Raw genomic sequence first — 25,405 nt, 5'->3', positions numbered from 1 at the left:
TAGTAATAAAAGCTAAAATAAGGGAACGAAAACATGATGATGATCAAGATGAACCGCAACTTTCGCGCCCTTTCGGCCGGTGCGGCTCTCACGCTTTTGACGATGGCTGTGCCGAGCGCTTTCGCGACAACGCCGAAGGATACGCTGGTTGAAGGTTTCGCCTTCGACGACATTCTCAGCATGGACCCGGCCGAAGCCTACGAACTCTCCGCCGCCGAGGTTACCGGCAACAGCTACAGCCTGCTCGTTCGCCTCGATATCAACGATACCTCCAAGATCCAGGGCGATCTTGCCGAGAGCTGGTCGGTCTCCGACGATCACCTGACCTATACGTTCAAGCTGAAGCCCGGCCTCAAATTCGCATCGGGCAATCCGATCACCGCCGATGACGTCGCCTGGTCCTTCGAGCGCGTCGTCAAGCTCAACAAGAGCCCCGCTTTCATCCTCACCCAGTTCGGCCTGACCGGCGACAACGTCACGGAAAAGGCTAAGGCTACGGATCCGAGCACCTTCACCTTCACCGTCGACAAGCCCTATGCGCCGAGCTTCGTGCTGAACTGCCTGACAGCGACGGTTGCGGAAGTGGTCGACAAGAAGCTGGTTATGGAGCACGTCAAACCGGTGACGCCGTCGGCCGACAACAAATACGACAACGATTTCGGCAATGGCTGGCTAAAGACCGGCTATGCCGGCTCCGGTCCGTTCAAGCTGCGCGAATGGCGCGCCAACCAGGCTGTCGTTCTGGAGCGCAACGACAATTATTACGGTGAAAAGCCGAAGCTTGCGCGCGTCATCTACCGCTTCATGAAGGAAAGCTCGGCGCAGCGCCTGGCGCTGGAGAATGGCGACATCGACGTTGCCCGCAACCTGTCGCCGACCGACCTCGCGGCCATCGAGAAGAACGCTGAACTTACCTCCACCAATGCGCCGAAGGGCACGATCTATTACGTCAGCCTCAACCAGAAGAACCCGAACCTCGCCAAGCCGGAAGTGCAGCAGGCGTTCAAATACCTGGTGGACTATGACGCCATCAGCAAGACGCTTATCAAGGGCATAGGCGAAATCCATCAGACCTTCGAGCCGAAGGGCATGCTTGGCTCCTTGGATGAAAATCCGTTCAAGCTTGATGTTGCCAAGGCCAAGGACCTGCTTGCCAAGGCCGGCCTGCCGAACGGTTTCTCCGTGACGATGGACGTGCGCAGCATCGAGCCGGATACGGGCGTTGCCACCTCGATCCAGCAGACGCTCGGCCAGGCCGGGATCAAGGTCGAGATCATCCCCGGCGATGGCAAGCAGAAGCTGACCAAGTATCGCGCCCGTAACCACGACATCTATTTCGGCAACTGGGGCAATGACTATTGGGATCCCCATTCCAATGCCGATACGTTCACGAACAATCCCGACAACTCCGACGCCGGCACCAACAAGACGCTCGCCTGGCGCAACGACTGGACGACACCTGAACTCGACAAGGAGACAAAGGCTGCCCTGTTCGAGGTCGACGCTGCCAAGCGCGGCGCCATGTATCAGGAGATCCAGAAGAAGTATCTGGATGCCAGCCCCTTCGTCTTCCTCTTCCAGCAGACGGAAGTCGCCGGCTATCGCAAGGATGTGAAGGACTTCAAGCTCGGCCCGAGCTTCGACACCAATTTTGTCTGGCCCGTGTCGAAGTGATGGTCCGATAGGACTGGTTCTTTGAGCACTGTCGAACGGAAAATGGAGGTGCGGCCCAAAAAGGGCCGTGCCGCGCCCATTCTGATGGGCGTTCTGCGCTTCCTGGTCGTGGCGGTCACGACCTATCTCGGCCTTCTCGCCGTCACTTTCTTCATCGGGCGCGTCATCCCGATCGATCCGGCATTGGCGATTGCCGGTGACCATGCACCTACGCAGGTGCTGGAGCGCCTGCGCCGTGAAATGCATCTCGATCAGCCGCTCTATCTGCAGTTCTATTATTATCTACTGAGTGCCCTGACCGGCGATTTCGGCACATCCGTGCTGACGACCAATCCGGTGATGGACGATATCCGGCGCGTTTTTCCGGCGACGATGGAGCTTGCGACCGTTGGTACGATCATCGGCGCGATCTTCGGAATTCCCTTCGGCGTGCTTGCCGCCGTGCGCCGCAACAGCTTCATCGACCAGATCGTCCGCGTCATCGGCCTCGTCGGCTATTCGGTGCCGGTATTCTGGCTGGCCATGGTGTCGCTCGTCATCTTTTATGCCAAGCTGGGCTGGGTGGCCTATCCCGGGCGCATCGACATCGCCTTCGAATATACCTTCACGCCGATCACCGGCTTTTATCTGATCGACAGCGCCATGCAGGGGCAATGGGATGTGTTCTGGGATGCATTCCGCCACATCATTCTGCCGGCCTCGCTGCTCGGCTACTTCTCGCTTGCCTATATCAGCCGGATGACGCGCAGTTTCATGCTGAACGAACTCGGCCAGGAATATATCGTCGCGGCCCGCGCCAAGGGGCTTTCGGAAACGCGGGTGATCTGGGGACATGCGCTGCGCAGCGCCGCCGTGCCGCTGATCACGGTGATCGCGCTCTCCTATGCCGGATTGCTGGAAGGTTCGGTGCTGACGGAGATCGTGTTCTCCTGGCCGGGCATCGGTTTCTACATCACCAGCTCGCTGCAGAACGCCGATATGAACGCCGTGCTCGGCGGAACTGTCGTCGTCGGTACAGCCTTCATCGGGATTAACCTGCTCTCCGACCTGCTTTACCGCACTCTCGATCCAAGGACGCGACGCAAATGACGGCGACCGCTGAGACCACGCAACCTGGCTGGCGTGACTGGCTGCTGTCGGATCGGCCGCAGTCGCGCCGGCAAGCGAGCCTCGGACGTGCCTATGTCACATGGCGGCAATTTTCCGCCAATCGGCTGGCGGTTCTCGGATTGCTGATCATTGTCGTCCTCATTCTTGTGGCGGCATTTGCCAATGTTATCGCCCCCTATCCGCCGAGTATTGGGGATCTCACCAATGCCTATCTGAAGCCGCCCGGGACCGGCGGCTATCTTCTCGGTACCGACAATCTCGGGCGCGATATCCTGTCCCGTTTGATCTATGGGTCGCGATGGACCCTCTATATCGTTGTTCTCGTCGCGATCATTTCGGCGCCGCTCGGGCTGTTTATCGGTATGATAGCTGGCTATGCAGGTGGCTGGATCGACACCGTGCTGATGCGTATCACCGATATCTTCCTTGCCTTTCCGAAGTTGGTGCTGGCGCTCGCTTTTGCCGGCGCGCTCGGCCCCGGCATCGAGAATGCCATCATTGCGATCGCCATCACCTCCTGGCCGCCCTATGCGCGCCTGGCGCGGGCTGAGACGATGACGGTGCGGCGCTCCGATTATATCGCTGCCGTGCAACTCATGGGCGCCTCGCCGATCCGTATCGTCTTCCGCCATATCATGCCGCTCTGCATCTCCTCGGTGATCGTGCGTGTCACGCTCGATATGGCCGGCGTTATTCTGACGGCGGCGGGTCTCGGTTTCCTCGGCCTGGGCGCACAGCCCCCTCTGCCGGAATGGGGCGCGATGATTGCCACCGGGTTCAAATACTATCTCGATCAATGGTGGGTGGCGGCAATGCCGGGTATCGCCATCCTGATCGTCAGCCTGGGCTTCAACCTGCTCGGCGACGGTTTGCGGGATGCGCTCGATCCGAAGGAGAGCGGCCAATGACGCCACTGTTGACGGTCGAGAACCTCAGGGTTCGCTATCCCACCCGCACCGGCATCATCGAAGCCGTGCGCGGCGTCTCCTTCACGCTCGGCCGCGAGCGACTCGGCATTGTCGGCGAGAGCGGTTCCGGCAAGTCGCAAACCGGCCGCGCGATCATGGGCCTCACTTCGTCGCATGGCATCGTCACGGCCGACAAGCTGAACTTCAGCGGCATCGACCTGCTGTCGGTCTCGGCCAGGGAGCGCCGGTCGCTGCGCGGCAAGCGCATTGCCATGGTGCTGCAGGACCCGAAATATTCGCTCGATCCGGTGATGACCATCGGCAAGCAAATTACCGAGACGTTGCGCACGCATGAGAAGGTGAGCAGGGCGGAAGCGCGCGAGCGCGCACTCGCCATGCTGGAAGCGGTGCAGATCCGCGATCCCAAGCGCGTCTACGACCTGCATCCGCATGAAGTCTCCGGCGGCATGGGCCAGCGCGCGATGATCGCGATGATGCTGATCGCAGGCCCGGAGCTGCTGATCGCCGACGAGCCGACCTCGGCGTTGGACGTCACTGTGCAGCTCGATGTGCTGAGGATCATGGACAGGCTGGTATCGGAACGCGGCATGGGGCTGATTTTCGTGTCCCACGATCTGAGGCTGGTGTCCTCCTTCTGTGACCGGGTGATCGTCATGTATGCCGGCAAGATCGTCGAGGAATTAAAAGCTTCCGAACTCAACAATGCGCAGCATCCCTATACGCGCGGTCTGTTGAACTGCATGCCCGTCATCGGCGAGGACCGTCACCCGCTGCCGGTCCTTGATCGCAAGCCGGAGTGGGCGGCATGACGGCGGCGCTTGCGGTCGACGGCCTCAGTGTCGTCTATGACGGTTATTACGCCCTCGATGCGGTCAACATCGATGTGAACAAGGGCGAATCCTTCGGTCTTGTCGGCGAATCCGGTTCCGGCAAATCGACCTTACTGCGCGCCGTCGCCGGTCTCGCGCCTGTCAGCGACGGCGTGATCCGCGTCGATGGCGAGGCGCTGAAGGGTGCAAAACGCACCAAAGCGTTTTACCGCCAGGTCCAGATGGTGTTTCAGGACCCCTATGGCTCGCTGCATCCGCGTCAAACCATCGACCGGCTGCTGCTGGAGCCGCTGGCAATCCACGGCATCGGCGACAGCGAGACGCGCATTACCCGGGCGCTTGACGAAGTCGGCCTCGGTTCAGGCTTCCGTTTCCGCTATCCGCACCAACTATCGGGCGGCCAGCGCCAGCGCGTGGCGATTGCCCGCGCTTTGATCGTCGAGCCGTCTATCCTGTTGCTCGACGAACCGACCTCGGCGCTGGATGCTTCCGTGCAGGCGGAAGTGCTCAATTTGCTGGAGCAGGTGCGCAGGGATCGTCATCTGACGTTCGTTATGGTCAGTCACGATCTCGGTGTCGTCACCCATATGTGCGAACGCCTCGTGGTGATGCAGAATGGCGCTGTCGTCGAGCGGCTGAGCGCAAAAGAATTGGCGGCCGGCGATGTCAAGCAGGACTACACGCGCAACCTGATGATTGCGAGCAAAGGCTTTGTCCGTGCCTAATTGATTGTAATCATTAGTCCTTCATCGCCCTTTTAGTTAAGCTTCGCTTAAAAGACGACTAATCGTATAGACTATTGACTCGTGCCGCAATTCTGTCATGATCCCATTAATGGCGGTTAACTTTCGTGATCTCCTACATGGGGTCATGCGCGAGTGGAGGCAGGCATGTTTTTCATGGGTGGCATGACCATGGGGTATCTTCATCCGCCAGCACCGGCAAAAGAAGAGGACGCGTTGACCGTCACTCTGCCGGAAGAACAGAGCCGCCGTCAGATCGGTCCGACCGAAACTCCGGCTGCTGAAGCAAGCGCCGTAGAGCGCACTTTGATCTGGGCTCGCCGCATTCTCTGCTGATGTCAGCCTTGCTGATCTTTCGAGCCAGACCGCCGTCCAATGGTTTATTTTTTCTTGCGTTGGCCTCTGGACAAAAATTCATCTCTACCTAATTGATAGGGATTGTATAAATGTCGGACGTGGGCTCGCCCACATGACAACGACAAAAACGAACGGAGGCAACACATGGCGAATTTGGGTATGTCGAATACGCATGTGAATCAGTTCGACGGCTCGAAGCGCGTTGCGACGACGCGCAGCAAGATCCAGACTGCAATCCACGTTGCGCTGTTTTCTGCCGCATTCCTCTTCGTCGTCGCCATCGTCTTCGGCATCGTGATCTGAACGCGCTGCAAGGATGATATGACCGGCATTGATCGGTCATATCATGGGCGCGCGCCGCTGCGGTGCCGCGTTTATAGAGCGATGGTTGGCGTCATCTCTTTTTTGTTTTCTAACGGCCACGGCCGATCGGGCTAATCTTCAGGTCAGCCAGACGTTACCGTCGCATTCCTGTTTCTTCCCAAGTTGAAACGCTTCCCTAACGGCAATTCTTCTTTCCCGGCCTTGTCAAAACTTCGCCGGGCAAAGAAAATTTCCCATGACCGATAGAATGCGCTTCATGAAAACAGTAAGCTTCGCCAAAACACAAAATAGAGTGGGGCGGAGCATGACCAAAGCGGAGGCTGGGCGCAGCGGCAGACGGAATGGTGGTCAAGACGGGCGAGCGGTCCTGGACCAGGATTCGCATGCCATACGCGACGTAAAAGAGAATAATCTCGAATTGGCGATCGGCCACGAGGTCCGCGCCTTTCGCAAGAAGCTCGGCATCACCGGCGCCGACCTTGCTTCGGCCACCGGCATATCGCTCGGCATGCTCTCAAAGATCGAAAACGGCAACACGTCGCCGTCTCTCACCACATTGCAGGCGTTGGCGCGGGCGCTTGGAGTGCCCGTCACCTCGTTTTTCCGGCGGTTCGAAGAAAAGCGCAACGCCGTCTTCGTCAAGGCCGGCGAGGGTGTGGAGATGGAGCGGCGGGGTACGCGCGCCGGTCATCAGTACAATCTGCTCGGTCACATAGCCAACGGGTCTAGCGGGCTGCAGGTCGAGCCCTATCTCATCACGCTGACGGCCGATTCTGATGTTTTTCCGGCATTTCAGCATGAAGGGCTGGAATTGATCTATATGTTGGAAGGGGAAGTCGAATACCGTCATGCCGACAAGCTTTATGCGATGCGGCCGGGTGACAGCCTCTTTTTCGATGCCGATGCGCCGCATGGTCCGGAAGTGCTCGTTAGTCTGCCGATCCGCTTTCTGTCGATCATTTCCTACCCTGAGAAACACAGCTCTTGAGAGGAATTTGCGAATCTTTTGAGGGAGTTCAGTTTAAGTTCATCTTCCGCGGGATATGGAGGGCAACCTACCAAACCCTACTGAATTTCCGATTGCAAGAAATCAGCCTAAGGAGAATACCTCATGACCTTGATCGATTGTCTTTGACACGTGCAGACTGCTGCCGGAACCATCCGGTCGCGTCTCAAGTTTCACGGAAGCCTGTTTCGAATGATGGCGCAAAATTGCCATGATCCTGACGAAGAGGCCGTGAAAATCTTCGCCTGAATACGTTTGTTCTAAGCCGCCACTTCGAATTCATCCCCTTCGCGCGCCGGGAAGCGAAGCAAAGGGTCCAAATGCATGAATAGTCGTGTGGGGCAGGACAAAAACGGTAAAGGCGACAATGCCTGTCACTCTGTTTGGACCCAGAACCCGAATCCATGACGTCTCAAAACCTCTCCACTGTTCCGCCGCGCGATTCTGAAGCCAAGCAGATCGATCATAACGATTCGATCCGTGCCACCTATTTCTCCAACGATCAGATCCGGGAATGCGGTTCGATCTTCGCCCGCAACGGCGCTGCGACGAAGCTGCCGGGCTTTGCGCCCTTCGATTTCTTCGACCGGCACAAGGAGAACGAAAAAGAGATCCTGCGCGTCTATCGTTCGGCCAATGCCGACGTCGATGCCGGTGAATCGATCACGCCTGCGGCCGAATGGCTGCTCGACAACCACTACATCATCGAAGAGGCGATCCAGGAAGTCCGCCGCGATTTCCCGAAGAAGTACTACGATCAACTGCAGAAGATCACCATAGACGGCATGGTGATGCCGCGCACGCTGGCGCTTGCCTGGCTCTATGTCGCTCACACGCACAGCACCGTATCCAACCAGGGTCTCTTGGCACTTGTCGAAGGCTTCCAGTCGCACGACATGCTGAAGATCGGTGAGCTCTGGGCGGTTCCGTCGCTGGTGCGCTATGTGCTCGTTGACAATCTGCGTCGCATCTCCAGCCGCGTCGAGCAGAGCCGCCTGACGCGCAAGAAGGCCAATGCCGCGGTCGATGAGCTGATTCGCCTCAATGACGACGCCAAGGTCACCGAGTTCCTGAGGACGCTCGAGCCCTATACGTCCGACAATACCTTCGCCACGCAGTTCCTCTATCGTCTGCGCGACGGCTCGCACACTTCGGGCCTCGCCGTCACCTGGCTGGAACGGCGTCTGACGGAAGCCGGCACCGATGCCGAAACCGTCATGATGGCCGAGCACAACCGCCTGTCGTCCGGCAATGTGACGATGGGCAACATCATCAAAAGCCTGCGGCTGATCGACGATACCGACTGGTCGGGCTGGGTCGAGGAGGTCAGCGCAGTCGACAAGCTGCTCTGGGACGAGACCGATTACGCAAAGCTCGATCCTGGCTCGCGCAACAGCTATCGCCGCGCCATTGAGAAGCTAGCACGCCGCTCCGACAAGACGGAAATGGAGATAGCCCAGGTCGCCATGGCCATGACCGAAGCGGCCAAGGCCTCGGGCGAGCCGCAGCCGCATGAGCCCAATATCGGCGATTTCATCGTCGGCCAGCAGATCGAGAAGCTGGAAAAGGCGATCGGCTTCCGCCCGAAGCTGTCGCAGCGTTTCGTCCGCCAGTGGCGCAAGTTCAACTGGCTGGCGATCGCCGCCCCCGTTCTCCTGATCACCGTCATCGCTCTCTGGATCGTCGGTTATTTCATGATCCAGGCTGGCATGGGCTGGGCTGAAACCATCATCCTGCTGTTGATGTTCTCGCTGCCGGCATCCGAAGGCGCCACCGGCCTGTTCAACTTCGTGGTCACCATGTACCTCACGCCGGCGCGTCTCGTCGGCTATGAGTTCAAGGAGGGCATTCCGGAAGAGGCTCGTACACTGGTCGTCGTGCCGACTTTGATCGGTAATCGCGACAGCGTCGACGAACTGGTGCGCAACATCGAGGTCCATTATCTCGCCAATCCGCTTGGCGAAGTCTATTACGCGCTTCTGAGCGACTGGCCGGACAGCAAGGAAGAAGAGAGCGAACGCGATCTGGAGATTCTGGATTACGCCCGCCGCGAAGTCGCCAATCTCTCGGCCCGCTATGCCGAGGACGGCAAGCAGCGCTTCTATCTGCTGCATCGCCGCCGTCTTTACAATCCGGCCGAAGGCGCCTGGATGGGCTGGGAGCGCAAGCGCGGCAAGCTGCACGAGCTGAACCTGCTGCTGCGCGGCGACCGCGACACGACCTTCCTGCCCGGCGCCAATACCGTGCCGAAGAACGTGCAATACGTCATGACGCTCGATTCCGACACGCGCCTGGTGCGCGACACGGTCACGAAGCTCGTCGGAAAGCTGCATCATCCGACCAACCGCCCGGTCTTCGATCCTGAGACCAAGCGGGTCGTGCGTGGTTACGGCGTGCTGCAGCCGCGCGTCACCCCGTCGCTGACGACGGGCAAGGACGCCTCGGTGTTCCAGCGCGTCTTCTCCGTCAATCGCGGTCTCGACCCCTATGTCTTCGCCGTCTCCGACGTCTATCAGGACTTAGTCGAGGAAGGCACCTTCACCGGCAAGGGCCTCTATCATGTCGACGCCTTCGAGGCTTCGCTGAAGGGCAAGATCGAGGAAAACGCGGTTCTCAGCCACGATTTGCTCGAAGGCTCGATGGCGCGCTGTGCCCTCGTCACCGACTGCGAACTCGTCGAGGATTTCCCGATCCGCTACGAAGTTGAAGTCTCGCGCCAGCATCGCTGGGCTCGCGGCGACTGGCAGTTGCTTCCCTATCTCTTCAATCCGAAGCGCGGCGTCACCGGCCTCGGCCGCTGGAAGATGATGGACAATCTGCGCCGCTCGCTGACGCCGATCGCCTGGTTCTTCGCCTCCGTTCTCGGCTGGTATTTCATGGGGCCGTTCGCCGCCCTGATCTGGCAGATCCTCTTGATCTTCTGCCTGTTCGTGGCGCCGACACTGTCGCTGATCAACGGCATCATTCCGCGCACCAGCGATATCGTTGCCCGGGCCCATCTCTATACGGTCTGGTCGGATATCCGCGCCGCCAATGCGCAGGTCGCGCTGCGTATCGTCTTCATCGCCGACGGCGCCTGCATCATGGCCGACGCCATCGGCCGCTCGCTCTACCGTGCCTTCGTCAGCCGTAAGCTGATGCTGCAGTGGCGCACGGCGGCCAGCGCCCAGGCCGCGGCGCAGACGACGATCCTCGGCCACTACCGCGTCATGTGGCATGCACCGGTGCTGGCGCTGCTGGCATTGGCTTTCGCATCTCTTTCCGGCGACAATGCCTTCTTCGTCGGCATCCCCTTCGCGCTGCTGTGGATTCTGTCGCCGGCGATCGCCTGGTATGTCAGCCAGACGGCGGAAACCGAAGACAAGCTCGAAGTGCCGGAAGGCGTCTCCGCCGAGCTGCGCAAGATCGCGCGGCGCACCTGGCGTTATTTCGACACCTTCGTGGTCGAGCAGCAAAACCACCTGCCGCCGGACAATGTGCAGCAGACGCCGCATGCGGTGGTCGCTTCGCGGACTTCGCCGACCAATATCGGCGTCTACCTGCTCTCCGTGATCTCGGCCCGCAATTTCGGTTGGATTTCCTTCGAAGAAACCATTGATCGCATGGAAAAGACCATGGCGACCGTCGAGAAGCTCGAGAAATTCCGCGGGCATCTCTGCAACTGGTATCATACGGACACGCTGAAGCCGATGGGCGCGCGCTATGTCTCGGCGGTCGACAGCGGTAACTTCGCCGGTCACCTGATCGCCGTGTCGTCGGCCTGCCGCATCTGGGCGGAAGCGCCCTCCGCGCATATGCAGGGCAATCTAGACGGCATCGGCGATGTCGCCGGCATTCTCGGTGAAATGCTCGCCGAACTGCCGGATGACCGCAAGACCGTTCGTCCGCTGCGTCATCGTCTGGAAGAGCGCATCATCGGCTTCCGGAACGCGCTGGCCGCCGTCAAGCGCGAGCACGAGTTCGCCTCGATCCGCATCATCAACCTGTCGGTCCTGGCGCATGATATTCAGAAGCTCGCCGCCAACCTCGACCATGAGGTCAAGTCGCAGCAGAGCGGCGAGGTGCTCACCTGGTCGGAATCGCTGGTGAAGGTCTGCGAAGGCCATATTGCCGACAGCGTCTTCGATCTCGCCAATGTCGATGCGCTGCGCCAGCGTCTGGCAAAGCTGCGCGACCGCATGCGCGATACTGCTTTCGGTATGGAATTCGCCTTCCTCTACCGTCCGGAACGGCGCCTGCTTTCTATCGGCTTCCGTGTTGAAACCAACGAACTCGATGCCGCCTGCTACGACTTGCTGGCATCCGAAGCGCGTCTTACCAGCCTCTTCGCCATCGCCAAGGGCGATCTGCCGACGGAGCATTGGTATCGCCTCGGCCGCCAGGTCGTGCCGATCGGCTCGCGGGGTGCTCTGGTTTCCTGGTCCGGCTCGATGTTCGAATATCTGATGCCGCCGCTCGTCATGCAGGAGCGTCAGGGTGGTATCCTCAACCAGACCAACAATCTGATTGTTCAGGAGCAGATGAATTATGCCAAGCGCCTCGGCGCCGGCATCCCCTGGGGCATTTCGGAAGCGGCCTTCAACGCCCGCGACCACTACATGCACTACCAGTACACCAACTTCGGCGTGCCTTCGCTCGGCCTGAAGCGCGGTCTCGGCCAGAATGCGGTCATCGCGCCCTATGCTTCGATTCTGGCCAGCCAGTATCGTCCGGAAGCGGCGCTCGAAAACCTGCAGAAGCTGCGCAAGGTCGGCGCGCTCGGCACCTATGGCTTCCACGACGCCGTCGATTTCACGCCGACCCGCGTTCCCGAGGGCAAGAAGTGCGCGGTGGTCTACAACTACTATGCCCACCATCACGGCATGTCGATTGCGGCTATTGCCAACGTCGCCTTCAACGGACGCCTGCGTGAGCTGTTCCATGCCGATCCGGTGATCGAAGCGGCCGAGTTGCTGCTGCAGGAAAAGGCGCCGCGCGATATCCCTGTCATGGCCGCAAAGCACGAGAGCGACCAGCCGGCCAATATCCAGGAAGACATGCTGCGTCCGGAAATCCGCAAAATTGCCGATCCGGCGACGCACGATCGCGAACTCGCCTTCCTGTCCAACGGCCATTACGCCGTCATGCTGACGGCGACCGGCGCCGGCTACTCACGCTGGAATGGCTTGTCGGTCTCGCGCTGGCGGCCCGATCCGACGGAAGATCGCTGGGGCACCTTCATCTTCCTGCGCGATACCGCATCCGGCCAATGGTGGTCGGCCACATCAGAGCCGCGTAGCGTCGAAGGCGAAAAGGTCAAAGTCACCTTCAGCGATGAAAAGGCGGAGTACAGCAAGACCATTGGTGATCTCACCAGCGATGTCGAATGCATCGTCGCAACCGAACACGATGCCGAGGGCCGCCGTGTGACGCTGCTCAACATGGGCGCGGAGGATCGCTTCATTGAAGTGACCTCCTATCTCGAGCCGGCAATCGCCAGCGACGATGTCGATTCGGGCCATCCGGTCTTTGCGCGCATGTTCGTGCGCACCGAGATCGGCAGCACCGGCGACGTGATCCGCGCCGAGCGCAACAAGCGCGATTACAATGAGCCTGACATGTCGATCGCCCATCTGGTCGTCGACAATGCCGGCACCGAGCGCCCGACGGAATTCGAGACAGACCGCCGCAAGTTCCTCGGCCGTGGCCGGACGCTCGCGGAAGCCGCCGCTTTCGATCCGGGCGCAACTCTGTCCGGCACGGACGGCTTCACCATGGACGCCTGCTTGTCGCTGCGTCGCGTCGTGCGCGTGCCGGCCGGCAAGAAGGTCAGCGTGATCTTCTGGACGATCGCCGCACCGAGCCGCGAGGATGTCGACAAGGCGGTCGATCGCTACCGCAATCCCGATACCTTCGGCATCGAGCTCACGCAGGCCTGGACGCGCACGCAGATGCAGATGCGCCATGTCGGCGTCACCTCGCAGCAGGCCGCAGCCTTCCAGAAGCTTGCCCGCTATCTCGTCTATCCGGACATGCATCTGCGCGCCGACAGCGCCACCGTTCAGGCCGGCCTGCATTCGCAGTCCGCACTTTGGCCGGTGACGATCTCGGGTGATTTCCCGATCTTCACCCTGCGCATCAACGACGATATCGACCTCGAAATCGCGCGGGAAGCGCTGAGTGCCGCGGAATATCTGCGTTCACGCGGCATCAATGCCGATCTGGTGATCGTCAATGAGCGGGCCGTAGACCAAGCCCAGGACATGCAACGTGAGCTCGACAAGCTCGTCGAGCATATTCGCCACAATCAGGGCGAGGGCCTGCGCCAGAATATCTTCTCGGTTCGCAAGGATCTGATCGAGCAGGAGACCTACCAGCAGATTCTTGCTGCCTCGCGCGTGATCTTCCATGCACGTAACGGCAAGCTTGTTGATCAAATCGCCCGTGCGGCGACGCTGTTCGGTTCGGCGCAGTCCGATGGGCCGGCGCCGGTCAATCGCCTTGCCGTACCGATGGTGCCGCAGAAATCCGTCTTTGCAGCCGGTGAACTGGAAGCACAGGACGACCTCGACTTCTGGAACGGCTATGGCGGCTTTGCCGACAATGGCCGCGAATATGTCGTCCGGCTCGCCGGCGGCCAGTCGACGCCGCATCCGTGGATCAACGTCATCTCCAACGAGCGTTTCGGCTTCCATGTGCCTGCTGAAGGCGGCGGTTTCACCTGGAGCCACAATTCGCGCGACTATCAGTTGACCCCATGGACCAACGACATGGTCATCAACCGTCCGGGCGAGGCGCTTTATGTGACCGATCTCGACAGCAATACGGTGATGACCCCCTATGCGGCCCTGTCGCGCAATCCGAAGGTCCAGTATGAGGCCCGCCACGGTCTCGGCTATTCGGTGTTCTCGAGCGAACAGAGCGGCATAGCGCTGGAGCTGACGCAAACGATCGATCGCGAACGCCCGGTCAAGCTTTTCCGCCTGCGCATCCGCAATACGGGCGAGGGTAGCCGCCGGCTGCGGCTCTACAATTATGCGGAATGGGTGCTCGGCATCAATCCGCACAAGACACGGCCGTTCATCCTGTCGTCGGTGGATGAGGAAACCGGCGCGCTGTTTGCCAACAATCCCTACAGCATCGATTATTCCAAGCGTATCGCCTTCATGGCGGCGAGCGAGGCGCATTCGAGCTTCTCGGCCAGCCGCCGCGAATTCATCGGCCGTTACGGCACGGTGCAGATGCCGGAAGCCGTCGTTTCCGGCGCTGCCCTTTCCAATTCCACCGATCTCGACGGCGATCCCTGCGCGGCGCTCGCCTTCGATCTGACGGTCGGAGCCGGCGAACAGAAGGATATCTGCTTCTATATGGGCGATACCGCTTCGATCGAAGAGGCGCGCGCATTGGTGGCCGACATCCGCAATGCCGATTTCGAGGCTGTGCTTTCGGCCAGCCGCGGCTTCTGGGATAACTTCACCGGCCGTCTGCAGATCTCGACGCCGGACAAGGCGATGAACAACCTGATCAATGCCTGGCTGCCCTATCAGAGCCTCGGCTGCCGGATCATGGCCCGCACTGCCTTCTATCAGGCTTCCGGCGCCTTCGGTTTCCGCGACCAGTTGCAGGATACGCTGGCCTTCCTGATGCATGCGCCGGAGCTTGCCCGCAAGCAGATCCTGAATGCGGCGCAACGCCAGTTCCGCGAAGGCGATGTGCAGCATTGGTGGCTGCCGGGCAGCGGGGCCGGCGTGCGCACGAGTATCTCGGACGATGTCGTCTGGCTCGCCTATGCCATCAACCAGTATTGCACGGTGACCGGCGACAAGTCGCTTCTCGATGAAGAACTCGCCTTCGTCGAAGGTGCGGCCCTTATGCCTGGTACGCACGATGCCTTCTACCAGCCGACCGTGTCGCAGGATAAGGTCAGCGTCTATCAGCATGCGGCCTTGGCGCTCGATCTGGCGATCAAGCGCAAGGGCGGCAACGGCCTGCCGCTGATCCTCGGCGGCGACTGGAACGACGGCATGAACCGGGTCGGCATTCAGGGCCGTGGCGAAAGCGTCTGGCTTGGCTGGTTCCTGGCCGGCACGCTCACCGCTTTCCTGCCCTATGCGGAAGCGCGGGGCGACCGGGAGCGTGTCGAACGCTGGACCAAGCATCTGCCGGAACTGCGCAAGGCGCTGGAAACGGCGGGCTGGGATGGCGGCCACTATCGCCGCGGCTATTTCGACGATGGCAGCCCGCTCGGCTCGGACGAGAATTTCGAATGCCAGATCGATTCGATCGCGCAGTCCTGGAACATCTTGTCCGGCGAAGGCGACCGCGAGCGCGGCGAGAAGGCGATGAATGCCGTTCTCGAAAAGCTAGTCGACGATGATAACCGCATCATCCGGCTGTTCACGCCGCCCTTCTCCAAGTCGGCGCGCGATCCGGGCTACATCAAGTCCTATCCGCCGGGCGTGCGCGAAAACGGCGGCCAGTATACCCATGCCGCGACCTGGGTGGTCATGGCACTGGCAGAGATGAATCGCGGCGACGATGCCTGGCGTTGCTTCGAACTGCTCAATCCCGTGAACCATGCACGAAATCGTGATGAGGCCGATACCTACCGCGTGGAGCCCTATGTCATTGCCGCCGACGTCTACGGCGAGGGGCAATTGACCGGCCGCGGCGGCTGGACCTGGTATACGGGCTCGGCCGGATGGCTTTATCGCGTGGCAATTGAGGGAATTCTCGGCATTCGCGTCAAAAATGGCCATCTCTACGTCAAGCCGGCGCTGCCGTCGAAGTGGGATGGCTTTGCGGCGGACCTCGATCTGCCGAGCGGAAAATACCGCATTTCCGTCTCAAAAGCGCCCGATGCTAAGGGATACTTGGTGTCTGTGAATGACAGGGCGATCGCCCATCCCGAAGAGGGCTATCCGATCGGACAGTAGCGCTTTCCTGCACTGTTTCGCTTCAACGATCGGGGCCAAAGGGGGAACTCTTTGGCCCCGATCGCATTTGGTTGTCGGAACAGGAGAGGTCCATGAATTCCAGGGCAAATATCGACGTGGCCTCGGCAACGCGAATCACCTTGCCGAAGGCGACGACGCAGCGGGATACGAGACTGGATGTTCTGAGGGCTTTGGCCCTGATCACGATCTTCATCAATCATGTGCCCGGTCAGTTCCTCGAGCGGCTGACCACCAAGAATTTCGGTTTCTCCGACGGGGCGGAAGCCTTCGTGCTGATCTCCGGCATCTCCGTCGGTCTTGCCTATGGCACGCGGTTCAAGCCGGGCAACCGGCTTTCAACTGCCTTAAAGGCGGTCAAGCGCGCTTTCACGCTTTATACCGCGCATATGATCACCACTTTCATCACGCTGGTGCTGTTCATTTCCGGCGCATGGGTATTCCGCCAGGCGGGCCTGCTCTGCGAGGTGAACATCCTTGCCGTGCTGATGGATCCGGCTCGCGGCATTCCGGCCCTGCTGTTGCTCGGCCACCAGATCGGCTACAACAACATCCTGCCGATGTATGGCGCCTTGTTCCTGATGCTGCCGCTGATGTTGGTGCTAGAGGCGCGAAGCCCGCTGCTTTTGCTTTTGGTTTCCGGCAGCGTCTGGCTGGTCGCTGGCATCTATCAGATGGCGCCGCACACGACGTTGCTGGATGGTTTCTGGTTCCTCAATCCGCTGTCCTGGCAGTTCCTGTTCGTCATCGGCTTCGTTGCCGTCATGCATGTGAAGCGCGGCGGCCGGATATCCTATAATCCGGCCCTGTTTGCGCTGTCGCTCGCCTATGTCGTGCTGTCCTTCATCTGGGTCACCGACAAGCTCTGGGTGCTGGGCGATCATCTTGCTGCGTTTGGTCTCCCGACGGTCGTCACCGGTTTCGACAAGACATTTCTGTCGCTGCCGCGCTTGCTACATGTGCTGGCGCTCGCCTATCTCATCATCACTGTGCCGTCCGTTTCGCGCTTGCTGCGTCGGTCCGCCGATCATCCGTTGACGATCCTTGGACGGCATTCCCTCAGCATTTTCGTTGCGGGCACGATCCTCGCCATGGCCGGCCAGGTCATCCTCTACGTTACCGACAAGGATCCGGCCGTTGGCGGCGCCTATGTGCTCGTCGGGATCGCCGCACAGTTCGCCTATGCCTATTATCTCGAGCATAAGCGGCAGGATGCAGTCAGCCGCCCGTCCCTTGCGACGTCCATAGCGACGATTCCACTGCCGGTGCGAACCGAAAAGCGCCGATAGTCGGCTCTGCGGCCATCGGCTACCACAACACGTAATCCATTGAATTATATTCCCAATTCGTTTTGCGACACTTGTGTGAACGAAGTGTGACGTGATTTTTCTGCAACGCAATGACAATCCAGTGCGTTGCAGCAAAGATTCCATTGCTCGAAATCTTGTTGTGCAAAATTGAATTGCCTACATCGGGACCGTGACGGCGCTCGGGGAGTGCCGCCACCCCGGCGCTATACGCGTCCCAACGACGGGCGCGGCGCATTCGTGGGGATTGTCAAAACGGGAATGGGGTAGGGAACGTCGATTTTTCGGCGCGATAGCTCATGCCCAATCGATACTGGATTGGAGTAATCTATGAATATCAGAAGTCTTCTTCTCGGTTCGGCCGCTGCTCTGGCTGCCGTTTCGGGAGCACAGGCGGCTGACGCCATCGTGGCCGCCGAGCCGGAGCCGCTTGAATATGTTCGCATCTGCGACGCCTTTGGCGCCGGTTACTTCTTCATTCCCGGCACGGAAACCTGCCTGAAGATCGGCGGCCGCGTCCGCACCGAAGGCGAATGGTACGATGCCTACAACGCCAACAGCAAGAACGGTACGCTTTGGCATACTCGCGCCGAGCTCAGCATCGACACGGCGAGCGATACCGAATACGGCCCGCTGAAGACCAACACCGTCTACCGTTGGGATTGGCAGGAAGGCAACTCCACGAGCACGAAGCTGCTTTGGGCCAATATCAGCCTCGCCGGCTTCACCGTCGGTAAGCTCGACTCGCAGTACAACCTCTTCATGGGCTATGCCGGCAACGTCATCAACGACGACGTCGTCTATGACGGCCCGAAGGAACTCAACCAGTTCACCTACAAATATGATGCCGGCAACGGCTTCACGGCAGTGATCTCGCTGGAAGATTCCAACTCGTCGGCCGACACCTCGTCCTACGGCGGCGCATGGCGCACCGGCAAGGCCGATCATTATGCTCCTGACGTTGTTGCCGGCGCCGGCTACAAGGCCGGTGCATGGACCCTCCGGGTCATCGGCGGCTATGACTCGATCGTCGAAGAAGGCGCCATCAAGGCTCGCATCGACGCCGATTTCGGCGACTTCAAGGCCTTCCTGATGGGCGGCTGGAACACGGATGGCGACAAGCTGAACAAGTATGCCGGTTCTTACCTCAACAGCAACCGCTCAGCCTGCCCGACCAATGGCGCGGATTGCGGCTGGGGCGACTGGGCCTTCTGGACGGGCGCCAGCTACCAGTTGACGCCGAAGCTGCAGGCCAATGCTCAAGTCGCTTACACCGACTCGAAGATCCTCGCCGCCACCGCCAACGTTGCCTGGCGTCCGGTCAAGGACCTGCTGATCGAGCCGGAAGTCTCCTACACGGATTGGGACGCTGCCGACAAGGATCAGTGGGCCGGCGTGCTCCGCTTCGAACGCAAGTTCTGATCTGATCCCGGTTTGACGCCAGTCGCAACCGGTTTGACGTCGGCCGTGACTCCAGCTTGACGCCAAAACCGATTTGACCTCCGATCAGAGAAGGAGAAAGGCCCGGGTTCCCTGCCGGGCCTTTCTTGTTTTTGGTTTAGTTGCCGTATTCGAAGGGGATGTTTCTTGCGAGGGGCCAGGCACAGGGCTGCGGCGTCATCGTGCTTGCCTGATAAACTCCGCGCTGTCGGCAACAAAAAAGCCGGAAGAGCATCGCTCTCCCGGCCTCGATCTTTAAGCCCTTTGCAAATATCAGGCGGCTTCGTTTTCCGTGGTATGTGCCTTCCGGACTTCGTCGTCCGTTAGGATACCGCTGGCGCGAAGCAGGGCGGCGAAGCGGCCGTTGCTCTGGCTGAGCTCGTTGAAGCTGCCGTTTTCGATCACGCGGCCATTGTCGAGGAAGAGGACGATATCGGCCTCGCGCACCGTCGACAGGCGGTGGGCGATGATGAAGGTCGTGCGGTTCTGGCGCAGATTGTCGATCGCCGCCTTGACCCGGTTCTCGGTCTCCACGTCGAGCGCGCTGGTCGCTTCGTCGAGCACGAGGATCGGCGCGTCCTTCAGGATGGCGCGGGCGATAGCGATACGCTGGCGCTCGCCGCCGGAGAGCTTGTTGCCGCGCTCGCCAACCCGGGTCTCGTAACCGCTCTCGCGATTTTCGATGAAGTCGTTGGCGGCAGCCGCTTGGGCGGCGCGGACCATCTCCTCTTCGGTCGCGCCTTCGCGGCCGAGACGGATGTTGTCGCTGATCGAGCGGTTCAGCAGGCCGGCATCCTGGAAGACGGTGGCGATGTAGCGGCGCAGCGACTTGCGTGTCACCTTGGTGATGTCGTTGCCGTCGACGAGGATCTGGCCGTCCTGCGGGTCGAAGACGCGCTGCAGCAGGTTGACCAGCGTCGTCTTGCCGGCGCCGGTCGGGCCGACGATGGCGACCGTCTGGCCGGCCTTCACCGTGAAGTTGATGTTGTGCAGGCCCTGCGACGTATTGCCGAAGCCGAAGGATACGTTGCGGAACTCGACTTCGCCCTTGACGTCCTTGATTTCGGCAAGGCCGGCCGGCTCTTCACGGTCGCGCACGGAATCTTCCAGCGTGTAGAAGTCTTCCAGCTTGGCACGTGCTTCGAAGATCTGGTTGGCAAAGTTGCGGAGCTGCTCCAGGCGGCCGATCAGCACGTTGGCGAAGGCGATAAAGGTGATGAGCGCGCCGAGGCTCAGGCTGCCGTCTTGGACGAGCACCGTACCGATCATCAGGATCGCCATCATCGCGACGGTCGAGGCCGTGCGGTTCAGCGCGCCGGCGAGCGCCCACCAGTCGAGAACCGGATACTGCGCGGCGAGCAGTCGTTCGGTGAAGGACTTCAGCGCCCTGGTTTCGGCTTCGATGCGGTTGTAGCTATGCAGCACGGAAACGTTGCTGATGCTGTCGCTGACATGCGAGAACACCGTGTTGTAATGGCTTTCCACCGAGGTCTGGCCATCCTTCGTGCGGTTCATGACCAGACGGCCGATGATCCAGTAGAAGACGCCGAGTAGGATGAGAACGGCCGACAGGCGCAGGTCCATGGCAATGGCCGTGGGAACCATCACGACCAGTGCGACCGCCGTCGTCAGATGGTTGCGCATGAATTCGAGCCAGAGGCCGAAGAGGGCTTCGCAGGCGCGGAGCAGCGTATTCAGAGCACTCGCCGTGCCGCGCTGGCTGTGCCAGGAGAGCGGCATGGAGATGATGCGGCTAAACGCTTCGGTCAGCAGCGAGGCGCGGCGTCCATGGGCGAGACGATCCGCCTCGCGGGAAACGACGATGAAGGCGACTGCGCTGAAGACGGCGAAACCGGCCCACAGCATCATCGTCGGCGCCGCGGCCTCTTTCTTGGCAATGGCGTCGAAGATACGGCCGAACAGAACCGGCTCGTAAATAGTGGTCATCGCCAGTGCAATGTTTGCGATGACAACCATCCAGACGCGGTATCGATACGCGCCAAGATACTTCAGGGCTCTTGCATAGACTTTGAACAACGACACGTCGGGCACCCTCTGTGCATCTGCGAAAATTCGGAATGATCGGATGCTACAGATTGGTTCCTGAACCGGCGATTAACGGAATCCGACGCTGTTTTTTCAGGGTAATTTTTACCCCTTATGTCAGGGGCCGCGAGGGCACGAAATCGGCTGCCAGAGAAATGTGATAATTAAAGAATACTTTATATCATGGCATTGTCGCGCAGCGATGCGATTGCTATTCAGGGTTGATCACTAAATTTTTCGCCAATGACGTTCAATTTATTTTCGATCCGATTATGTTTGCCCGCCATCCGCCGACTCGGGAGGCAAGGCGGAACATGAAGGCGGCATCTGCTGACGAACAACCAGGCTTTCAAGCCAGGGGGTAGCTGTGAATATTCATTCCTTAATACAATTGCTTGTGGTCATTGAAGAATGCAAGCTTGCCAAGAATGTCGTGGCGGAGCTGGAACTGGTGCTGCGGTCCTACAAGTTCGATTTCTACGGTCTGCTGAAGCAGCCGCGGCCGAATGTGGACCCCACGACCCTGATGCTGGCCGGACGCTGGCCCGACAAATGGCCGCTCACCTATGTCGCCAAGAAATACCTGCTTATCGACCCCACCATCCGTTATCTCGGCCGGGCGCAGCGGCCTTTCCGCTGGCGCGATGCCATGGCGGCGCTGAAGGGTGATCCGCTGCGCCGGCGCATGGAGCAGATGATGGCCGATGCCCGCGCCCACGGGCTGATCGATGGCTATATCTTCCCCATTCATGGGCGCAGCGGCCTGCTCGGCAGCATGACCGTCGGCGGCAATGTGGTCGATCTGTCGCCCGTCGAACTCTCGCTACTCGATGCGGTGGCGAAAAAAGCCTTCTGGCGGCTTCTGGAACTGCGCGGCGAAGCGCAATCGCTGGAGCAGCCGGCTACTATCGACGTGAAGCTGACCAGGCGCGAGACCGAGGTGTTGAACCATCTGGCGGAAGGCATGACCTCCATGGAAATCAGCCGGACGCTCAAAATCTCAAATCACACCGTCGATTGGTATATGAATAGTATCCAGGACAAGCTGAACGCCAAGAACCGCCAGCATATCGTTGCCATCGCCTTCAGAAACGGGCTTATTCCGTAGTGGCAACTATTTTGATGTCGGATGTCGCAGGAGAAATTGAACTTCTTGTGACAAGAAGTTAAGAATTCTCTTCGCGGGTGCAGCATTGCCCGTTTCGATGCCGTGAGGAGACAGCATTGCCCATTTCCAAGATCCTGGTTGCCAACCGTTCCGAAATCGCCATCCGCGTATTCCGCGCCGCCAACGAGCTTGGCATAAAAACGGTGGCCATTTGGGCCGAGGAAGACAAACTCGCGCTGCACCGCTTCAAGGCGGATGAGAGTTATCAGGTCGGCCGCGGCCCGCATCTTTCGCGCGATCTCGGCCCGATCGAAAGCTATCTGTCGATCGACGAAATCATCCGCGTCGCCAAGCTGTCCGGCGCCGACGCCATCCATCCCGGCTATGGCCTTTTGTCGGAAAGCCCGGAATTCGTTGATGCGTGCGATGCCGCCGGCATCATCTTCATCGGCCCGAAAGCCGATACGATGCGCCAGCTCGGCAATAAGGTCGCAGCGCGCAATCTCGCGATTTCGGTCGGCGTGCCCGTCGTGCCGGCCACCGAGCCGTTGCCGGACGATATGAAGGAAGTCGCCAAGATGGCCGAGGAGATCGGCTATCCGGTCATGCTGAAGGCCTCCTGGGGCGGCGGCGGTCGCGGCATGCGCGTCATCCGCGCTGAGGCGGATCTCGCCAAGGAAGTGACGGAGGCCAAGCGCGAGGCGATGGCCGCCTTCGGCAAGGACGAGGTCTATCTGGAAAAGCTCGTCGAACGCGCCCGCCACGTCGAAAGCCAGATCCTTGGCGACACGCACGGCAATGTCGTGCATCTTTTCGAGCGCGACTGTTCAGTCCAGCGCCGCAACCAGAAGGTCGTCGAGCGTGCGCCGGCGCCTTATCTGACCGATGCGCAGCGCCAGGAACTGGCCGCCTATTCGCTGAAGATCGCCGAGGCGACGAATTATATCGGCGCCGGCACCGTCGAATATCTGATGGACGCCGACACCGGCAAATTCTACTTCATCGAAGTCAATCCGCGTATCCAGGTCGAGCATACCGTGACCGAAGTCGTCACCGGCATCGATATCGTCAAGGCGCAGATTCACATCCTAGACGGCTATGCGATCGGCACCGAAGAGTCCGGCGTTCCGAAACAGGAGGACATCCGTCTCAACGGTCATGCGCTGCAATGCCGCGTGACGACCGAGGATCCGGAACATAATTTCATCCCGGATTACGGCCGGATTACCGCCTATCGCTCGGCCTCCGGCTTCGGTATCCGTCTCGACGGCGGCACGTCCTATTCCGGCGCCATTATCACCCGCTACTACGATCCGCTGCTGGTGAAGGTGACGGCCTGGGCACCGAACCCGCTGGAGGCCATCGCCCGCATGGATCGCGCGTTGCGCGAATTCCGCATCCGCGGTGTGGCGACCAACCTCACCTTTCTCGAAGCGATCATCACCCATCCGAAATTCCGCGACAACAGCTATACGACGCGTTTCATCGACACGACGCCGGAGCTGTTCCAGCAGGTCAAGCGTCAGGACCGCGCCACCAAGCTCTTGACCTATCTCGCCGACGTCACCGTCAACGGCCATCCGGAAGCCCGCGGCCGACCGGCGCCGTCGCCGAAGGCGGCCGAACCGGTCTTGCCCTATAGCGACGGCAAGGTTCCGGACGGCAGCAAGCAGCGCCTGGATCAGCTTGGCCCGCAGAAGTTCGCCGAATGGATGCGCAACGAAAAGCGCGTGTTGATGACCGACACGACGATGCGCGATGGCCATCAGTCGCTGCTCGCCACTCGTATGCGCACCTTCGACATCGCCCGGGTTGCCGGCACCTATGCGCGCGCTCTGCCGCAATTGCTGTCGCTGGAATGCTGGGGCGGCGCCACCTTCGACGTTTCCATGCGCTTCCTCACCGAAGACCCGTGGGAACGCCTGTCGCTGATCCGCGAGGGCGCGCCGAACCTGCTCTTGCAGATGCTGCTGCGCGGTGCCAACGGCGTCGGCTACACCAACTATCCCGACAATGTCGTCAAATACTTTGTTCGCCAGGCGGCCAAGGGCGGCATCGATCTCTTCCGCGTCTTCGACTGCCTGAACTGGGTCGAGAACATGCGGGTGTCGATGGATGCGATTGCCGAGGAGAACAAGCTCTGCGAAGCGGCGATCTGCTATACGGGCGATATTCTCAATTCGGCCCGTCCGAAGTACGATCTGAAATATTATACCGATCTCGCCGTCGAGCTGGAAAAGGCCGGCGCGCATATCATCGCGCTGAAGGATATGGCCGGGCTTTTGAAGCCGGGTGCGGCCAAGGTCCTGTTCAAGGCGCTACGCGAGGCGACCGGCCTGCCGATCCATTTCCATACGCATGATACCTCGGGCATTGCAGCCGCAACCGTGCTGGCGGCCGTAGACGCCGGCGTCGATGCCGTCGATGCCGCGATGGATGCGCTCTCCGGCAATACCTCGCAGCCCTGCCTCGGCTCGATCGTCGAGGCCTTGAAGGGAACGGAGCGCGATCCGGGCCTCGATCCAGAATGGATCCGTCGTATCTCCTTCTATTGGGAAGCGGTGCGCCATCAGTACGCCGCCTTTGAAAGCGATCTCAAGGGACCGGCATCGGAAGTCTATCTGCACGAAATGCCGGGCGGCCAGTTCACCAATCTCAAGGAACAGGCCCGCTCGCTTGGCCTCGAGACCCGTTGGCATCAGGTGGCGCAGGCTTATGCCGACGCCAACCAGATGTTCGGCGACATCGTCAAGGTGACGCCGTCCTCGAAGGTGGTCGGCGACATGGCGCTGATGATGGTGTCCCAGGACCTGACGGTCGCCGATGTCGAAAACCCGGCCAAGGATATCGCCTTCCCGGATTCGGTCGTTTCCATGCTGAAGGGCGATCTCGGCCAGCCGCCGTCCGGATGGCCGCAAGCACTACAGAAGAAGGCACTGAAGGGCGACAAGCCCTATACCGTCCGTCCAGGTTCGCTGCTCACTGAGGCCGATCTCGATGCCGATCGTAGGGCGATCGAAACCAAGCTGGAACGCAAGGTCGACGACTTCGAATTCGCCTCCTACCTGATGTATCCGAAGGTCTTCACCGACTATGCGCTGGCGGCCGACACCTATGGCCCGGTCTCGGTGCTGCCGACGCCGGCTTACTTCTACGGTCTGAAGGAAGGCGACGAGCTGTTTGCCGAAATCGAGCGGGGCAAGACGCTCGTCATCGTCAACCAGGCGATGACGGCGACCGACGAGAAGGGCATGGTGACGGTGTTCTTCGAGCTCAACGGCCAGCCGCGGCGCATCAAGGTGCCGGACCGTGCCCATGGTGCGTCGGGCAGCGCCATCCGCCGCAAGGCCGAGACCGGCAATGCCGCCCATGTCGGCGCGCCGATGCCGGGTGTCATCTCCACTGTCTTCGTCTCGCCCGGCCAGGCGATCAAGGCCGGCGACGTGCTCGTCTCCATCGAAGCGATGAAGATGGAAACCGCGCTGCATGCGGAGAAGGACGGCACGATTTCCGAGGTGCTGGTGAAAGCCGGCGATCAGATCGACGCAAAGGATCTGCTCGTCGTATATGGCGCTTGAGCGTCCATAAAACACGGAAA

Annotated in this window: 14 protein-coding genes; 13 read left to right on the top strand and 1 reads right to left on the bottom strand. The window is 60.2% G+C overall.

Annotated elements, in window-relative coordinates:
• The first annotated feature begins 33 nt into the window (after positions 1-33).
• The 11 genes from NXC24_RS19865 to NXC24_RS19820 all read left to right on the top strand — a co-directional run bounded on the left by NXC24_RS19865 (position 34) and on the right by NXC24_RS19820 (position 18,635).
• Complete coding sequence (locus NXC24_RS19865) at positions 34-1,674, top strand: ABC transporter substrate-binding protein (protein ID WP_104824850.1); 1,641 nt, start codon at positions 34-36, stop codon at positions 1,672-1,674.
• A gap of 21 nt (positions 1,675-1,695) precedes the next feature.
• Positions 1,696-2,763: an ABC transporter permease gene (locus NXC24_RS19860; protein WP_104824849.1), complete on the top strand. Its 1,068-nt coding sequence runs from the start codon at positions 1,696-1,698 to the stop codon at positions 2,761-2,763.
• Positions 2,760-3,692, top strand: a complete 933-nt coding sequence (locus NXC24_RS19855) for an ABC transporter permease (RefSeq protein WP_104824848.1) — start codon at positions 2,760-2,762, stop codon at positions 3,690-3,692. Before NXC24_RS19860 ends, NXC24_RS19855 begins: the two co-directional genes overlap by 4 nt.
• Positions 3,689-4,522: an ABC transporter ATP-binding protein gene (locus tag NXC24_RS19850; protein ID WP_104824847.1), complete on the top strand. Its 834-nt coding sequence runs from the start codon at positions 3,689-3,691 to the stop codon at positions 4,520-4,522. Before NXC24_RS19855 ends, NXC24_RS19850 begins: the two co-directional genes overlap by 4 nt.
• The gene (locus NXC24_RS19845) at positions 4,519-5,268 is read left to right on the top strand and encodes an ABC transporter ATP-binding protein (RefSeq protein ID WP_104824846.1); all 750 of its coding nucleotides are present in this window, start codon (positions 4,519-4,521) and stop codon (positions 5,266-5,268) included. The genes NXC24_RS19850 and NXC24_RS19845 overlap by 4 nt, the downstream gene beginning before the upstream one ends.
• A gap of 165 nt (positions 5,269-5,433) precedes the next feature.
• Positions 5,434-5,622: a hypothetical protein gene (locus NXC24_RS19840; protein ID WP_104824845.1), complete on the top strand. Its 189-nt coding sequence runs from the start codon at positions 5,434-5,436 to the stop codon at positions 5,620-5,622.
• Between the two features lie 165 nt (positions 5,623-5,787).
• Positions 5,788-5,946 (top strand): hypothetical protein, encoded by a 159-nt coding sequence (locus NXC24_RS35505; protein ID WP_199773502.1) that lies wholly within the window; start codon positions 5,788-5,790, stop codon positions 5,944-5,946.
• 325 nt (positions 5,947-6,271) lie between these two features.
• Positions 6,272-6,955: an XRE family transcriptional regulator gene (locus tag NXC24_RS19835; protein WP_104824844.1), complete on the top strand. Its 684-nt coding sequence runs from the start codon at positions 6,272-6,274 to the stop codon at positions 6,953-6,955.
• 422 nt (positions 6,956-7,377) lie between these two features.
• On the top strand, positions 7,378-15,888 hold the full coding sequence (locus tag NXC24_RS19830) for a glucoamylase family protein (RefSeq protein WP_104824843.1): 8,511 nt from the start codon (positions 7,378-7,380) through the stop codon (positions 15,886-15,888).
• 92 nt (positions 15,889-15,980) lie between these two features.
• Positions 15,981-17,195, top strand: a complete 1,215-nt coding sequence (opgC, locus tag NXC24_RS19825) for an OpgC domain-containing protein (RefSeq protein ID WP_104824842.1) — start codon at positions 15,981-15,983, stop codon at positions 17,193-17,195.
• Between the two features lie 348 nt (positions 17,196-17,543).
• The gene (locus NXC24_RS19820) at positions 17,544-18,635 is read left to right on the top strand and encodes a porin (protein WP_104824841.1); all 1,092 of its coding nucleotides are present in this window, start codon (positions 17,544-17,546) and stop codon (positions 18,633-18,635) included.
• A gap of 291 nt (positions 18,636-18,926) precedes the next feature.
• Here NXC24_RS19820 and NXC24_RS19815 read toward each other — a convergent pair whose 3' ends face one another.
• On the bottom strand, positions 18,927-20,696 hold the full coding sequence (locus NXC24_RS19815) for a glucan ABC transporter ATP-binding protein/ permease (RefSeq protein ID WP_104825274.1): 1,770 nt from the start codon (positions 20,694-20,696) through the stop codon (positions 18,927-18,929).
• Between the two features lie 370 nt (positions 20,697-21,066).
• On the opposite strand from NXC24_RS19815, the gene NXC24_RS19810 reads away from it, so the two are divergent.
• Together NXC24_RS19810 and pyc are read left to right on the top strand one after the other, a co-directional pair.
• Positions 21,067-21,807 carry a LuxR family transcriptional regulator gene (locus NXC24_RS19810; RefSeq protein WP_104824840.1) on the top strand — a complete coding sequence of 247 codons (741 nt, stop codon included), beginning with the start codon at positions 21,067-21,069 and terminating at the stop codon, positions 21,805-21,807.
• A 116-nt stretch (positions 21,808-21,923) separates the two neighbouring features.
• Positions 21,924-25,385, top strand: coding sequence for a pyruvate carboxylase (pyc, locus tag NXC24_RS19805; RefSeq protein ID WP_104824839.1), 3,462 nt, complete (start codon positions 21,924-21,926; stop codon positions 25,383-25,385).
• Positions 25,386-25,405 lie beyond the last annotated feature (20 nt).

Source organism: Rhizobium sp. NXC24, assembly GCF_002944315.1.
Classification (GTDB): domain Bacteria; phylum Pseudomonadota; class Alphaproteobacteria; order Rhizobiales; family Rhizobiaceae; genus Rhizobium.
The sequence above is the reverse complement of the archived record's forward strand: the minus strand, read 5'-3'. Positions and strand labels throughout refer to the sequence as shown.

Bases quoted from the DNA above. Each gene is read 5' to 3' on its own strand.
- NXC24_RS19865 (WP_104824850.1), top strand. From the start codon at position 34: ATGATGATGATCAAGATGAACCGCAACTTTCGCGCCCTTTCGGCCGGT.
- NXC24_RS19855 (WP_104824848.1), top strand. From the start codon at position 2,760: ATGACGGCGACCGCTGAGACCACGCAACCTGGCTGGCGTGACTGGCTG.
- NXC24_RS19850 (WP_104824847.1), top strand. From the start codon at position 3,689: ATGACGCCACTGTTGACGGTCGAGAACCTCAGGGTTCGCTATCCCACC.
- NXC24_RS19845 (WP_104824846.1), top strand. From the start codon at position 4,519: ATGACGGCGGCGCTTGCGGTCGACGGCCTCAGTGTCGTCTATGACGGT.
- NXC24_RS19840 (WP_104824845.1), top strand. From the start codon at position 5,434: ATGTTTTTCATGGGTGGCATGACCATGGGGTATCTTCATCCGCCAGCA.
- NXC24_RS35505 (WP_199773502.1), top strand. From the start codon at position 5,788: ATGGCGAATTTGGGTATGTCGAATACGCATGTGAATCAGTTCGACGGC.
- NXC24_RS19835 (WP_104824844.1), top strand. From the start codon at position 6,272: ATGACCAAAGCGGAGGCTGGGCGCAGCGGCAGACGGAATGGTGGTCAA.
- NXC24_RS19830 (WP_104824843.1), top strand. From the start codon at position 7,378: ATGACGTCTCAAAACCTCTCCACTGTTCCGCCGCGCGATTCTGAAGCC.
- opgC (WP_104824842.1), top strand. From the start codon at position 15,981: ATGAATTCCAGGGCAAATATCGACGTGGCCTCGGCAACGCGAATCACC.
- NXC24_RS19820 (WP_104824841.1), top strand. From the start codon at position 17,544: ATGAATATCAGAAGTCTTCTTCTCGGTTCGGCCGCTGCTCTGGCTGCC.